Annotated in this window: 11 protein-coding genes; all 11 read right to left on the bottom strand. The window is 33.7% G+C overall.

Going from position 1 to position 16,310, the window contains the following annotated elements:
- Positions 1 to 6: 6 nt before the first annotated feature.
- Positions 7 to 666 (bottom strand): hypothetical protein, encoded by a 660-nt coding sequence (locus KO515_RS12825; protein WP_215936737.1) that lies wholly within the window; start codon positions 664 to 666, stop codon positions 7 to 9.
- On the bottom strand, positions 666 to 1,103 hold the full coding sequence (locus KO515_RS12820) for a BfmA/BtgA family mobilization protein (protein WP_215936736.1): 438 nt from the start codon (positions 1,101 to 1,103) through the stop codon (positions 666 to 668). Before KO515_RS12820 ends, KO515_RS12825 begins: the two co-directional genes overlap by 1 nt.
- A gap of 389 nt (positions 1,104 to 1,492) precedes the next feature.
- Positions 1,493 to 1,690, bottom strand: coding sequence for a hypothetical protein (locus KO515_RS12815; RefSeq protein ID WP_215936735.1), 198 nt, complete (start codon positions 1,688 to 1,690; stop codon positions 1,493 to 1,495).
- Positions 1,691 to 1,701: 11 nt separating this feature from the next.
- A complete protein-coding gene (locus KO515_RS12810) occupies positions 1,702 to 2,082 on the bottom strand; it encodes a DUF6876 family protein (protein ID WP_215936734.1) in 381 nt (126 codons plus the stop codon).
- Positions 2,083 to 2,160: 78 nt separating this feature from the next.
- The gene (locus tag KO515_RS12805) at positions 2,161 to 2,514 is read right to left on the bottom strand and encodes a single-stranded DNA-binding protein (protein ID WP_215936733.1); all 354 of its coding nucleotides are present in this window, start codon (positions 2,512 to 2,514) and stop codon (positions 2,161 to 2,163) included.
- 895 nt (positions 2,515 to 3,409) lie between these two features.
- Entirely contained in the window at positions 3,410 to 3,490 is an 81-nt protein-coding gene (locus KO515_RS18940; protein WP_354668279.1) for a glycosyltransferase, read from the bottom strand.
- Between the two features lie 94 nt (positions 3,491 to 3,584).
- Positions 3,585 to 4,262, bottom strand: a complete 678-nt coding sequence (locus KO515_RS12795; RefSeq protein WP_215936732.1) for a glycosyltransferase family 2 protein — start codon at positions 4,260 to 4,262, stop codon at positions 3,585 to 3,587.
- Between the two features lie 481 nt (positions 4,263 to 4,743).
- Entirely contained in the window at positions 4,744 to 5,571 is an 828-nt protein-coding gene (locus KO515_RS12790) for a T9SS type A sorting domain-containing protein (RefSeq protein ID WP_215936731.1), read from the bottom strand.
- Between the two features lie 5 nt (positions 5,572 to 5,576).
- Positions 5,577 to 11,501: a leucine-rich repeat domain-containing protein gene (locus KO515_RS12785; RefSeq protein ID WP_215936730.1), complete on the bottom strand. Its 5,925-nt coding sequence runs from the start codon at positions 11,499 to 11,501 to the stop codon at positions 5,577 to 5,579.
- A gap of 30 nt (positions 11,502 to 11,531) precedes the next feature.
- Positions 11,532 to 14,336, bottom strand: coding sequence for a leucine-rich repeat domain-containing protein (locus KO515_RS12780; RefSeq protein WP_215936729.1), 2,805 nt, complete (start codon positions 14,334 to 14,336; stop codon positions 11,532 to 11,534).
- A gap of 239 nt (positions 14,337 to 14,575) precedes the next feature.
- Positions 14,576 to 16,237, bottom strand: coding sequence for an alpha/beta fold hydrolase (locus KO515_RS12775; RefSeq protein ID WP_215936728.1), 1,662 nt, complete (start codon positions 16,235 to 16,237; stop codon positions 14,576 to 14,578).
- Between the last annotated feature and the right edge of the window lie 73 nt (positions 16,238 to 16,310).

Here is a 16,310-nt window from a genome sequence, read left to right as displayed (position 1 = left end):
ATTTAATTATAGTGGTATATCATAATCCTTAACATTATTATTTTTCAGATTATCCACATAGCCAGAAAATGGACTGGTGTATTTTTCTTTTATTTTAAAACCTCTCTCAACAAAATTTTTAGCACTCTGCTTCCAATTTTTTATTTTAAGTCCTCTGCTCAATTTCCAATTTTTAGCTTGATAATACGCATAGAATTTTTTTCCTTCAATAGCTGGCCAATTGTTTTCTTTAAAAAAACTTAAAACTTCTAATTCATTTTTTGGCCTTGCCAGTTTATTAAAGTTTTCTTTTGTTTTATGTTTATAAGAAGATACCAAAATTTGGCCTAGTTCTGGGACACTGTTAGCCAAATTTTGACCAGCTTGAACAAAAAAAATGGACATCTTAATTTTAGAACCTATAGCTGGATGATAGGATGGATAATACTGCAAATAATCCCAATCATTAAGTTCCCTGAGATAATTGTGATATGTTGTTTTCGATTTGAATTTTGCTCTTTCCATAATCAGCTCTCTATTAACAGTTATTGTCGTTTTGAAAAATTCCCTATTCCATTTCTGGAAGAATGCCAGGTATAAGGTAATATGCCCTTGTTTAATCCTGTGGTCTTTATTGAAAAGTTCAAAAACTGCGTTAAGCTGAGTGATATAATTAACCTTTTCCATTAGTCATTATCATTAGTGTTCAGATATTTCTTTTCTCGATAGCTTCCTCTCTCGACTGGCACTTCGACATCTTTCATTTCTGGCAGAATTTCTTTGGCTAATATCAATTTCTTTTTAGGCGGTTCAGCTTGTTGAAAAAGCGCTTGCATCATCGCAACGGTGGGTTTGGTCTGCGACTTTTCTATATCTTTCATAATAGCGATCATTCCGTTCATCCGTTTTTTGATCAGCATAGAAATTCTATTTTCCAAGGTTTCCATTCGAGGTCCTAAACTTTCGGTTGGGGAAATTCCATTTTCATTAAAAAACTCCATCATCAATAGTAATGTCATGGATTGAGGTTTTGATAGCATCTTACTGAAATCTCTAAACTGACCAGCTACAGAGCTTTTAATTTTCAAAGTCTCAAAAGCCTCTTTTTCATATTCTTTATCCATAGTTTTAGTAAAATAATTATCTGTTTACGGCGGTTTTCAAATGTTTTTAGTAAAAAGTAGCATTAATTTCTAAAATCCAAAAAAAACAAACTCTGCTAAACCCTATAAACACTACGTTTGCCCCAAAATCGAATATATGTAACATCGCGAAGCGTGTTACCCTCTTGCTATTCCTTTTCGTCCAGCTCGCTGGACAAAAAAAATACCATTACATCCAAAAATGTAATGGCTTTTTAACGATTGCTAATTATAATTCGATTTTTTAAGAGTGTTATTCTTAAAGTTTAAAAGTATCTTTAAGGAATGGCTCTTTTTGTTACAGAATACAAAATGACAGAACGAAAAAAGACCTTTAAAAAACGTAAAGGTCCTGGGTTAATAATTAGCTTTTAAATATTAAAAACATATTCATAAGAATACAAATTCCTTATAGCTTCTTCTTCCAAAAGTGTATCATATTCAATATGATGTTCTTCGGCGTACTGTTTCAAATCATTTCCAAATTTCTGTTCAACATCTTTTTTGGAATCCGAAACCAAACGTTGTTGAGTTTCGTTATCAAGGTTTGTGTAATTGAGATATACCATAACCAAATAATTTAATATTCACTTGGAAGCATCAGCGTATTATTTACGAAAAATAATCGCAATTCATCCAAAGGAAAATCGGTTACATTATATCTATGCGTTTCAAAAATTTTATCGTTTCCATCGCTGTAATTAATGATGGCTTCGCATTGCTTTTCAAACTGTTCCTTTTCAGAAAGTCGCTTAAAATCGATGGTAATAAAAGAACTTCTATTTGATAAACTTTTTGCAATTACAGATGTATCTGTAATCAACCAAAAGCATTCCGCTTCGTTAGCCAAATATTTCAATCCGTCTGTAAAACGAGTTCCAATTAATGGAATTTTAAAGAACATCTCTGTACCACAAAAATGTTGCAAATCGGCTTTTATTTTGTTAACTTTATCCTTCATTGTTTTTTTCTTTTTATAAGTTAATAATGAAAAAGAGAGCGCATCTTTTGGATAGGAACGCTCTCTTTTAATTTTTAATTATTCCGTAGCGTTTTCGCCTTTAATTCCTAAAAGCAAGATTTCATCTACGACCACTTCGGTAACGTATCTCTTTTCTCCCTTTTTGGTTTCATAAGAGCGTGAGGTTAATTTCCCCTCTAGTGCTACTTCTTTTCCTTTGCCCACATATTTTTCTACGATTTCGGCAATTTTTCCCCATGCTACAATATTGTGCCATTGGGTGTTTGTTACTTTTTCTCCCTTAGAATCTTTGTAAGATTCATTGGTTGCGATTGAAAATTTTGCAACTTTATTTCCGCTTTCAAGGTTTGTGATTTCTGGCTCGTTTCCTACGTTGCCAATTAACTGTACTTTGTTTTTTAGGGTACTCATAATTTTAAAATTTAAAGATTAATATTTACCAATCTGAACCATTCAGAAAGGTTTTGTCATTGATTTACTTATTATATCCAGAGCGTTTTCCTTCTTCTATTTTTTTAACTTTTGCTGCGCTTCCTTTTTATTGATTTTGTAAGATTTCATAAGATTCATTTTAGATTTACTTCCCATAGAGCCGACGCTGTTACCTTCTTTTTGTTGCTTAGTGCTTTCGATATTCAGCTTTGTTTAGACATATAAAAAGTGCGAGGCACGAGCCTGGTTATGCTGTCGTTCAAAGCTGAATGTTGTTATTTTGCTGTCAAAAAAAGGTATGACGGTGTTGGACTACGGAAATGATTTTAAATTCTTTGTGAAATACAAAATCATAGGAAGTGGAACACAATGACAAATACATTTTTCCTTATTTGGCGGACTTGATTCACGCTTTTTAGTTGGATATGACGTGTTCCTTTCCAGAGCAGCGGAAAGGGTTAACGGAATGAAAAGCCAAAAGTGTGTATTATGTCCAAGACCTTTGTTAATGAAGCTCTTTTTCTTGGAATGTAGTTTTTACGGAATGGAAGGAAATGTGCTGAATAAGATAGTACTAAATTTGATTTTTTTAGGGTATTAAAGCATTCTTTAATAACTTATGTATATTGATTTTCTACTACCTCAAATTGTTATAGTATCAATTTATATATTTGAAGTAAATAAACCATTTTTGTGGAAATTAAAGATAGATTATCTTAATTTTATAATATCGATATAGACAATTTACTGTATCAAATGGTTACCAACATATCAAGGACAAGAAGATAATATGAAAATATTAGAATGACTGCTATTAAAACACTTTGCTATCGATACACTATTATCTGTTAATCCATCATTAATAATAATCATTTCATATGCTGTAGCGCAGATCTTGATCCAAAATACTTTCTATACATCTTGTAATGTACTTTTCTACATTATAAACTGGAATGACAATACTAAGCTTTATCTATTTGATTTTGATCCTTTAAATTGAATTTTATAATAGTCTCTATCTTTTTTCTTATTGAAGTGATTTAAACTTTTTACGACCATTTGAATGGCTTTTTAGAGTTGCATAGCATCGCTACGGAAAAAGATAAAAAAATGGATGAAAAAGGTAAATAAACAACCTTTTTGGACCTCATTAAAAGTTTTAATGTAAAAACAACGTCTCCATTAAAATCTTGTGCATCAAAAATAATATTCTCATGAATTAAAAATGATTTCTTAATAAAATACCACCATATTTCATGTCTTAAATTTCTATAATCTCTAATAAAGTCATAGCCCGTTTGTAGTGTTAGAGAAGCCATTTTAAAACCCTCATCATTAAAGGCATAATCATCAAGTTTATTAGTCGCTATAGTTTTAAAACCTATTAAATCTACATTGAACTCTAGGGCTTTTCTTAATATTTTTTTTAAGCAATTATGTACTAAGTAATCATCTGCATCTAAAAAATAAATATATTCGCCTTTGGCTAGACTAATCATCTTATTTCTAACCATGCAAACCCCTCTATTTGCTTCAGAAAACCAAACAATATTTTCATACCTTTCTGCATAATGCTTTATCAAAGCTAAAGTACCATCGGTTGATCCATCATCGAAAACAATAATTTCATAATCCTCTTTAGGCAGGTCTTGATTTATTAAGCTTTCCAAACAGTTTCCTATATAAGATTCAGCATTATATACAGGTATTAATACACTTAAATTCATAACATTATTATAAACCTACATTCGACATAAAAAACAAGGTTAATTTTATAATTACTTTTATTTCAAATACTTATATTATTTGTATAAGTTTTAAAATTCTAAACATATCAAAATCCATTAATTTCTAGATAAAAGTCACAAAAACACAATATTTTCTGCCTTAAATTTATATAAAATAACCTGCTAATCTATACAAATTATAAGCTAAATCTGCCGTACTTATTAACTTTTATCTAAGATTCTTATATCGAATTCAGGGTATAAGAAAATCACTTTATTAATAAAAAGTAAAGCGAATAGAAAATAAAAGCATAAAGCACAACATAGGATAGTTCCAATCGATAGTTTTTTAAGTATTTCTTCAATCTGGTTTCATTTTTAAAGATAATAAAAAAAGCCTGTCTAGAGAAATATATGCATCTAGGCAGGCTTGTAAATTTGCTAAAAATTAATCAATATTAATATAAGTAAATAGTTTTTTTTACTGTTTAATTAGCTTCGTGGTATTCTTAGCACCACCAGATGATAATTGCAAGAAGTATACCCCAGAGTTTAGGTCCGAAATACTAATAGCATCATCAATAGCATTTGTATCTATTGTTTTTACCAAAGCGCCATTAATATTGTAAATCTGAGCAGCATCAATTGTTATACCTGCTGTTTTTATGCTAAACGTATCCTCAACTGGATTTGGATATACACCAATGTCACTAAGGCTAAGCTTACTAGTTGACAATGTAGCAAAATCAAAAGATGAATCTCCAGAAAGCCCTGATTCACTTGTAGTAATAAGATCTTCAAAAATAAACTGATCATCGTCAACAGAATCTGCAGTTAAAAAGCTTTTAAATTGTGAGCTAGACTGTGTTAAAGCCGAGTCGTTCGCTAAAATTTCTATAAGCCCACTGGTTGGTTCACCAATAATATTTATAGTAATCATAGGCGCCATTTCTCCTGCTGATGGTGCACTAGGTAATTCTGTTTGAGACCCTAAAGATTCTGTAATTAAGTAACCATCTTTATCATCAAACCCAACGGCGGCACCATCAAAGAATTGTGGATTAGCAGCACCTCCAAAAGAATTAGTAACTTCTATTGTCATGCCATCTGGTATAAAAATAACGCATCCATAACTTTGTACAAAGGGTATAAAATCACTAGTACTAGCATCTGGTACTACACCAATGGTATAGTTAAATTGACTATTTTGAACTAAGGTGTACGTGTAGCCAACAATTTGGGCACTTACGGTTGTGGTAAAAATGCTAAAAAGCATAATAAATAACGTTGTAATTGTAATTTTCTTCATAATGTTTAAAATTTAATTTGGGTTTTTACTTTATTTATAAATCGATTTTGCTTACTCATATTAGTAATATTTACTGGTAATTGCTCTTGAATCTCAAAAGTTGAAAAGTTTAAAAAGTTGCTAGGATGCGCCAGTACGTTTTGTAAAATAAGTGGTGCATCTGCTGCGCCACCTTCGTATTGGGCATTACCATTCATATCTATATCGTTAGTGCTATAACCATTAATAACAAAAGTTGAAAAGTTTAAAAAGTTACCTGTATCATTTAGCACGTTGGCTAATATCCCAGAGGCATCTGGTGTGGCTCCAGAGAACTGTACAACACCATCGCCATTAATGTTACCTGCCCATAGACCTAAACTACCTGCTGGCATACCAAAAGTGGTTTGTGCATTGGTACCAAAGGTTATTGGATTATTAGCATCTGTAAAGTCTATGCTGCTTACGGTAGCCGATAGCGCAAATGTATTAGCCGTCATAATCCCCAAGTGGTTACGGTGCTTTATGACCACAAAATAATTGTCAGTTAAGGCATTAAAACTAAGCGGTGAAACACCATCAGTATCTACTACATCACCATCGCGTTGTAAGAGTGCGGATTGGCTAGCTACACTATTAGTGTTATTAGTTGCGTCTCGTAGTTCTACAAATACCCAATCGACAATGGCATCGTTACCTGTAATATCAAATACTGTAGAGTCTGCAGTTAAACCATCACTATAAGGTGAGGTTACAGGTATTAAATTTGTCACACGCAAATCGTCTCGCATTAAGTCTTCTTCGCCTGTAAAAGGGTTGAGACTGGCACCTTGTAGGAATACTTTGGGCGCTACGGTGATGTTGTCAATAGTGATTTCTGAGATGGAATTAAAACCATCCCATTGACCTGAAACCACATAATTTGATAACCTACCTTCAGGCACAAACAAATCAATACCAGAACGATCTCCAAAACTATTGTCACTTGTAGTACTATCTGTGGTAGGTGGATTAATGGCTAAAACCGTTACGGTTTCTAACGGATTATTTCTAAACACTCCGTTTGCAATGTCTGTTATACTAGCGGGTAACGTAATATCTTTTAAATCATTACCTAAAAAGGCACCCGATCCAAGCGTTGCAACACCTTCACCTAAATCTAAGGTAGTCATCGTAGGATTATTAAAAAAAGCATTTCTTTCTATTTCGATAACACTATCAGGAATACTAACGGTAGTAAGGAAGTTATTTGCTAAGGCACCGTCTCGTATTTCAACAATGGTATTTGGTATGCTTACCGAAGTGATTTGTTTGTTATTTAATGCAACAACAGCTATAACTGTTGGAGTAAAATCTATCTCATTTTCTGTAACTACTTCTGGAATAACAATTGCACCACTATTGCTGGTATCTACAATAGTTAACTCATTAGGTGCATCACTAGAAGTAACACTATAGGTAAACCCATCTTTATCAAATTGAAAAGGTACGACACCTGTAAATTGTCCATTGATACTAAAGAAACCACTCCAATTTGAGTCTCCTAAATAGGTGTCTAATGCTGTATCTGGAACTGTTACGTTAATACCTGTTCGGTCTCCAAAACTATTATCATCTGCACTATTATCTGTGTCAGGTGGGTTAGTGGCTAACACTGTTATAGTTTCTAACAGGTTATTTCTAAACACTCCATTTGCAATACTAACTATACTCGCAGGTAACGTAATAGCTGTTAACTGATTATTAATAAAAGCACCAGATTCAAGTGTTACAACACCTTCGCCTAAATCTACAGAGGTTAATACGTTATTAGCAAATGCATTTCTTTCTATTAAGGTAACACTATCGGGAATACTAACGGTAGTAAGGAAGTTATTTATAAAAGCTCCTTCTCGTATCTCAACAATACTATTAGGTATACTTACCGAAGTAATACTTTCACCATCTAACGATTCTTGTTCTATAATTGTTGGTATAAAATCTATACTATTTTCTGTAACTATCTCAGGAATTACAATCGCACCACCATTATCGGTACTTAAAACGGTTAACTCATTAGGAGCGTCACTAGAAGTGGCGATATAGGTAATCCCATCTTTATTAAATTGAAAAGGTAGATCACCTACATACTGACCATTAATACTAAAGAACCCATCCCAATCTGTACTATCTATATAAGCTTGTATGGTGGTTGGGTTGTCTGGCACAGTTACATTTATCAAGTCACGGGTGCCAAAACTATTGTTATCAACATTGTTACTATTATCTGTGGTAGGTGGATTAGTAGCTAACACTGTTACGGTTGCCAATGGATTATTACGAAAAGCTCTACTACCAATTGTAGTAACACTAGCGGGTAAGGTAATAGCTGTTAATTGATTACCTCGAAAAGCATCATCACCAAGCGTTACAACACCTTCGCCTAAATCTACAGTGGTTAGCGCATTACCAACAAAAGCATCGTCAACTATCTCAGTAACACTATCTGGAATGCTCACCGTAGTAAGTTCGTTAAAAGTAAAAGCGCCTTCCCCTATTACGGTAACACTATCTGGAATGATTACTGAAGTAAGGTCGTTTGATGCAAAAGCCAATCGTTCTATCTCAACAATAGTATCGGGTATGCTTACTGAAGTAAGTCCTTTACTACCAAATGAGAGATCGCCTATAATTGTTGTAGTAAAATCTATTTCATTTTCTGTAACTATTTCCGGAATAATAATATCACCACTATTTTCGGTAGCTATAATAGTAACTTCATTAGGAGTTAATGAAGTAATTCTGTATGTAAACCCATTGTTATCAAATTCAAAACCTACGCCACCTGTAAACTGATCATTGATACCAAAGAATCCTTCCCAATTTGGATCACTTAAATACGTATTAAGCGATACCTCAGGAACGGTTACAGCAATATTGCTTCGGTCTCCAAAACTATTGTCATCAGCACTATTATCTGCAGTAGGTGGGTTAGTGGCTAACACTGTTATAGTTTCTAACAGATTATTTCTAAACACACCATTTGCAATGTCTGCTATACTAGCAGGTAAGGTAATAGCTGTTAACTGATTATTAATAAAAGCACCAGAGTTAAGTGTTACAACACCTTCGCCTAAGTCTAAAGTAGTTAGTTGGTTAGTTGAAAAAGCATTTTTTTCTATTAAGGTAACACTATCGGGAATGCTAACGGTAGTAAGGCTGTTATTTGCAAAAGCTCCTTCTTCTATAGTTTCAATAGTATTAGGTAAGCTTACAGAAGTAATTTGTTGATTATTAAATGAGTTTAATCCTATTACGGTTGGAACAAAAGGTATATTATTTTCTTGAACCTCTGAAGGAATGGTAATCGTACCACTATTAACGTTAGCTACAACAGTTACCGTATTAATAACACCTCCTGATGTAATCTCGTAATCAATTCCTCCTAATGTGAAAAGGAATCCTAAAGGACCTGTATATTGTCCATTGATACTAAAGAAACCTTCCCAATTTGTATTACTTAAATAAGTATCTATAGCTGTATTGGGAACCGTTACGTTAATACGAGTTCGGTCTCCAAAACTATTGTCATCAGCACTATTATCTGCGGTAGGTGGATTAGTAGCTAACACTGTTATCGTTTCTAACAGATTATTTCTAAACACACCATTTGCAATACTAGTTATACTAGCAGGTAATGTAATAGTTGTTAACTGATTATTGAAAAAAGCCCCAGATCCAAGCGTTTCAACACCTTCGCCTAAGTCTAAAGTAGTTAGTTGGTTATTAACAAAAGCATTTCTTTCTATTAAGGTAACACTATCGGGAATGCTAACGGTAGTAAGGCTGTTACCTGCAAAAGCCGATTCTTCTATAGTTTCAATAGTATTAGGTATGCTTACTGAAGTTAAACCTTCATTATCTAATGATGCTTGCCCTATAACTGTTGGAGTAAAATCTATGTCATTTTCTGTAACTACTGCTGGAATAACAATTTCACCACTATTGCTGGTACTTAAAACGGTTAACTCATTAGGAGATGCTGCAGTAATCCTGTATGTAAACCCATTGTTATCAAATTCAAAAGGTATAACACCTGTATACTGTCCATTGATACCAAAGAATCCTTCCCAATTTGAGTCACCTAAATAAGTATTAATCGCGTTCACAGGAACGGTTACAATAATATTGCTTCGGTCTCCAAAACTATTATCATCTGCACTATTATCTGCGGTAGGTGGATTAGTGGCTAATACCGTTATAGTTTCTAACAGATTATTTCTAAACACACCATTTGCAATGTCTGTTACACTAGCAGGTAAGGTAATAGCTGTTAACTGATTATTAATAAAAGCACCAGATCCAAGTGTTACAACACCTTCGCCTAAATCTACGGAGGTTAGTTGGTTATTAGCAAAAGCATTTCTTTCTATTAAGGTAACACTATCGGGAATGCTTACTGAAGTTAAACCTTCATTATCTAATGATGCTTCCGCTATAACTGTTGGAGTAAAATCTATCTCATTTTCTGTAACTACTTCTGGAATAACAATCGCACCAGTATTTACGGTACTTAAAACGGTTAATTCATTAGGAGCATCACTAGAAGTAACACTATAGGTAAACCCATCTTTATCAAATTGAAAAGGTACAACACCAGTGTACTGTCCATTAATACTAAAGAAATCATTCCAATTTGAGTCTCCTAAATATGCGTTAAACGCTGCATTAGGAACTGTTACGTTAATACGTGTTCGGTCTCCAAAACTATTGTCATTAGCACTATTATCTGCGGTAGGCGGATTAGTAGCTAATATTGTTATGGTAGCTAATAATGGATTTTCTCTAAACACTCCATTTGCAATACTAGTTACACTAGCAGGTAAGGTAATATCGGTTAACACATTATCAAAAAAAGCACCTGATCCAATCGTTTCGACTCCATCACCTAAGTCTAGGGAATTCAGCGTGTTATCAAAAAACGCATTTCTTTCTATGGTAACAACACTATTAGGAATGCTTACCGTGGTAAGGAAGTTATTTGCTAAGGCACCCTCTTTTATAGTTTCAATGCTATTAGGTATACTTACAGAAGTGATTTGTTTGGTATTTAATGCATTAAACCCTATGATTTTTGTAGTAAAATCTATCTCATTTTCTGTAACTATTTCTGGAATATCAATTGCACCACTATTACTGGTATCTACAATAGTTAACTCATTAGGAGCATCACTAGAAGTAACACTATAGGTAAACCCATCTTTATCAAATTGAAAACCTACGACACCTGTATACTGTCCATTGATACTAAAGAAACTATTCCAATTTGACTCTCCTAAATAGGTATCTAACGCTGTATTAGGAACTGTTACGTTAATACGTGTTCGGTCTCCAAAACTATTGTCATTAGCACTATTATCTGCGGTAGGTGGATTAGTAGCTAACACTGTTATAGTTTCTAACAGATTAATTCTAAACACACCATTTGCAATACTAATTATACTAGCTGGTAAGGTAATAGTTGTTAACGAATTATTGAAAAAAGCCCCAGATCCAAGCGTTTCAACACCTTCGCCTAAGTCTAAAGTAGTTAGTTGGTTATTAACAAAAGCATTTCTTTCTATTAAGGTAACACTATCAGGAATGCTAACGGTAGTAAGGCTGTTATTTGCAAAAGCAGCTTCTTCTATGGTAACAATGTTAGTTGGTATCGTTACACTTGTTAATGCGTTGCCATTAAAAGCATCATTACCCACACTAATAATTTGAAATTGTGTGGTACCATCATTTGCCGTTGCAGGTATCACAAGATTTGAGAGTGTTCCTGATGGTAGATTGGTTCCTGTTATTTTGGCAAATGCAGACGATGTTGAGATTACCTCATAGGTGAAATCACCATCGGTAAAGGTTGTTTGTGCAAAACTTACTGCAGAGAGTAGTAAAGCGATAAAAAGGGTTAATTTTGTTTTCATAATTTAGGCATTAATAATTTTTTGTAATGTTTAAAATTTAATTTGGGTTTTTACTTTATTTATAAATAGACTTTGTTTATTCATATTAGTAATATTTACTGGTAATTGCTCTAGAATCTCAAAAGTTGAAAAGTTTAAAAAATTACTAGGATGCGCCAGTACGTTTTGTAAAATAAGTGGTGCATCCGCAGAACCTCCTTCGTATTGTGCAGCACCATTTATATCTATATCGTTAGTGGTATAACCATTAATAACAAAAGTTGAAAAGTTTAAAAAGTTACCTGTATCATTTAGCACGTTAGCTAATATCCCAGAGGCATCTGGTGTAGCCCCAGAGAACTGTACAACACCATCACCATTAATATTACCTGCCCACATACCTAGAATACCTGCTGGCATACCAAAAGTGGTTTGTGCATTGGTACCAAAGGTTATGGGGTTGTTGGCATCTGTAAAGTCTACAGTTGTTGTAGTACCCGATAGCGTAACGGTATTAGCTGTCATTATCCCCAAGTGGTTACGGTGCTTTATGACCACAAAATAATTGTCAGCTAAGGCATTAAAGCTAAGTGTTGAAATACCATCAATATCTACCACATCACCATCGCGTTGTAATAATGCCGATGTACTTGCTACTATTACCGAATTATCCGTAGCATCACGAAGCTCTACAAAAACCCAATCTACAATAGCATCGTTGCCTTCAACACTAAAAACGGTTTCATCTACTGTTAAGGCATCTGTATAAGGACTTATGGTTGGTAATAAATCTGAGACTCTTAAATCGTCGCGCATTAAAGTTTCTTCGCCTGTATTTGGATTTGTGGCTGCGCCTTGTAAGAATACTTTTGGAGCTATGATGATTTCTTCAAAATTAACTTCTGTAACGGATTTAAATCCTGTCCAAGTGGCATCTGCATACGCTTGTGCTGTGCCTGAAGGTATGGTTAAATCTATAGCGCTATTATCTTCATCATTATCAAAAGCTTTACTTGGTAATATTGCCGGGTTTGTACTTAATGAAATGACTGTTGTTAGTACAGAATTAAAAGAAAAAGCTAAATCCCCAATTGATGCTACATTTTCACCTATCGTTACACTTGTTAATGAACTACCATTAAAAGCACCAAGACCTACAGTAGTTACACTATTAGGTATCGTTATACTTGTTAATGAGTTAGAAGCAAAAGCACCTTGAGCTATAGTAGTTACACTATTTGGTATCGTTACACTTGTTAATTGATTATCCCGGAAAGCACGTTCACCTATAGTAGTTACACTATTTGGTATCGTTACACTTGTTAATGCGTTACCTATAAAAGCTTCTTCACCAATAGCTGTTACATTATAAATTATTCCTGAATCTGTAACTGTTTCGGGTATTACTAAGTCTAAGCTGGATGGTGTTCCGCCTGTAAGGCTAACTTCGTTGGGATTGGTAGAAGTTACCTCGTAGTCTAAACCATCTACGGTAAAGGTTAAACCTATGTTATTATAACTATTAAAACCTAACCAATTTGCATCTAAATACGCTTGTTCAAAACCAATAGGAAAAACTAAATCTATAGCGCTATTATCTTCATCATTATCAAAAGCTTTACTTGGTAATATTGCCGGGTTTGTACTTAATGAAGTTACTGTTGTTAGTACAGAATTAAAAGAAAAAGCTAAATCCCCAATTGATGCTACATTTTCACCTATCGTTACACTTGTTAATGCGTTAGAAAAAAAAGCACCAAAACCTATAGTAGTTACACTATTAGGTATCGTTATACTTGTTAATGAGTTTAAAGCAAAAGTACCTTGAGCTATAGTAGTTACACTATTTGGTATCGTTACACTTGTTATTGCATTATTACGAAAAGCACGTTCACCTATAGTAGTGACATTATTACTAATAGTTACACTTGTTAATGCGTTACCTATAAAAGCTTCTTCACCAATAGCTGTTACATTATTACCAATAGTTACACTTGTTAATGAGTTTTCTTCAAAAGCTCCAACACCAATAGCAGTTACATTATAAATTGTTCCTGAATCTGTAACTGTATCTGGTATGTTAACCACAGTGGCTGTACCTATGTAACCGACAGCACTTACTTCGTCATTATTTATAATATCAAGTATTATATAGGCTATATCTCCTACCGTAAAGGTTAAATCTGTGTTGTTATAAGTATTAAAACCTAACCAATTTGCATCTATATACGCTCCTGATGTACCTGAAGGTATGGTTAAATCTATAGCGCTATTGTCTCCTTCCCCATCAAAAGCATCGCTTGGTAATGTTGCTGGGTTTGTACTTAATGAAGTGACTGTTGTTAATGCGTCGTTATCTTCAAAAGCAGAAGCTCCTATTGATACTACATTTTCACCTATCGTTACACTTGTTAATGTGTTATCACGAAAAGTATCATCACCAATAGTCGTTACACTATTTGGTATCGTTATACTTGTTAATAAGTTAAAACGAAAAGCAGAAAAACCTATTGATACTACATTTTCACCTATCGTTACACTTGTTAATCCACTACTCTCAAAAGCAAAAGCACCTATTGATACTACATTTTCACCTATCGTTACACTTGTTAATGAGTTAAAAAGAAAAGCTTCTTCACCAATAGCTGTTACATTATAACTAATACCCGTTGCAACATCGATAACTGTTTCGGGTATTACTAAGTCTAAGATGGATGGTGTTACGCCTGTAACGCTAACTTCGTTAGGATTGGTAGAAGTTACCTCATAGTTTAAACCATCTACGGTAAAGGTTGTTTGTGAAAAGCTTAATGTAATGCACAGTAATGCTAATAGTGTAAGTAGTTTTGTTTTCATTATAGGATGTATAATTTATGTGGGTGTAAAATTAAATGCAAGCCTTAGGTTGCGCTGTAACAATTCCGAATAATGCTATGACTATTGCGACATTTTTATCGCTTAAGTGTGTATAGACATCGATTTAAAATTTATTTACGTAGGGTAATTCTTTGAAAAATAAAACCCTTAAGTAAATAGCTTAAGGGTTTTAATAGGATTATAGATAGCTCTATAAGGTTTGCTAGTTAAATATCCATTTATTGTATTTGGTTTAATAAGTCACTAGGGCTTGTGCCAAATTCCTTTTTAAAGCATTTAGAAAAGTATGAGGGACTAGAGAACCCAAACTGAAATGCAATTTCAGCTATATTGTCATGGCGTTGTAGTATTGCCGATTTGGCCCTGTTTAATCTAATAGACGTGATTAATTGTACAGGCGACTTATATAGTGTTTCTTTTATTTTACGTTGTAATTGGCGTTCTCCGATGCCCATTTCTTTAGCTAATATGTCTACGCCAAATTTTGTGTTGTCTATATGATTATCAATAATCTTAAATATATCCTCTAGGAAAGAATTGTATTTAGATATAGGATACATATTGCTTATACTATTGGTTTCGTTTAAACGTGACTTATCGGTGACACTATATAATTGCACGAGGTTACATGAGTTATATTCTAGTACAGCACACGCCCTATTGAATTTATAAGCAGCACCAGTTAATAAATATTTGATGTCTTTTGTTACAAAAATTTGATTAAATCTTACTTGATCACGCATTGCTTGTATAATATACCAGTCGCGATCGTTTAATTTATGTTTATCTAAGGTTTCTTTAATATATAAACCCATTATGTAGCTTACGTTGATATTATTTAATTGCTGTCCTAAATCGACACCGTATCTTAGGGCGTTGCCAGAAATTTTATAAGATGCTACGAAAAAGTTTTTGTCCTTAAAAAGTATTCTACCTCCCGATTGCTCTACAGAATTTTCTATAAGTTCTTTTTTAGTACTAGATTTTAATTGCGAATTAATATCTACTAATAGTAAGGTAGATAGTCCTTTCTTTGCCACCTTATTTGGTTTTAAGGTTGTGATGAATGTTATCATCTCATCCAAAACTTCCTCTGTATTACCAGCCCAAAACAAATGATCGTTACCATTAAACTCTACAAATTTAGAGTTCTTTATATGTCGTGAAATAAATTTACCTTCTTCTATTTTTACATCAATATCATTGGTGCGTTGCATTAAAAGTGTTGGTACTTTGATGTATTTTAAAATATCAATAATATCGACTTGTGTATTCATTTTTGTGAGCTCTAATGCAGCACTTGGGCTAGCGCCAGATCTAAAATAGTTGGCTAGCCAATCCATAAAGGTTTTATCATTAGCTTTAGAAGGTGCAAGAGATTCTAAATTCATATCACCGCTTCCCCAGCTATTTTCAATCATGTCGTACACCTTTTGGCGTTCTTCATCAGTTGGTGCCCAAGGATAATCAGCAGAATAACGTCGTTTAGCAAAAATACCAAAAGCCATTAGGGCAATAACGCGGTTAGGGTAAGTGGCACTAAATAGGGCAGACACAGAACCGCCTTCAGAATGCCCAAACAGAATAGCCTTTTTAGAATCTACAGCATCCATAACGTCTTTAATGTCTTCCATACGTTCTTCTAGCGTAGAAAAACTAACAACGCGATCTGACAATCCTGTGCCTCTTTTATCAAATAGAATGACTCTAGCAATTTTACCAAGCTCCTTAAAAAAGTTAACAAGCTCAGGGCACGCCCACATCCAATCGATATTAGAAATCCAACCTGGAATATAGACCAAATCAATGGGGCCAGATCCGAAGACTTGATAGGCGATGTTAATAGTGTCGCTTTTGGTATACTGAATTGACGGTTTCATGTTACTTTAAAGATATCTATGCTTTAGCTATGTGGCTAAGCAAAGAACTCATCAAAAGCAATTAGAAACAAGA

Source organism: Winogradskyella psychrotolerans, assembly GCF_018860545.1.
In the GTDB taxonomy this organism is placed as follows: domain Bacteria; phylum Bacteroidota; class Bacteroidia; order Flavobacteriales; family Flavobacteriaceae; genus Winogradskyella; species Winogradskyella psychrotolerans_A.
This window is presented reverse-complemented; position numbering and strand designations above follow the sequence as displayed.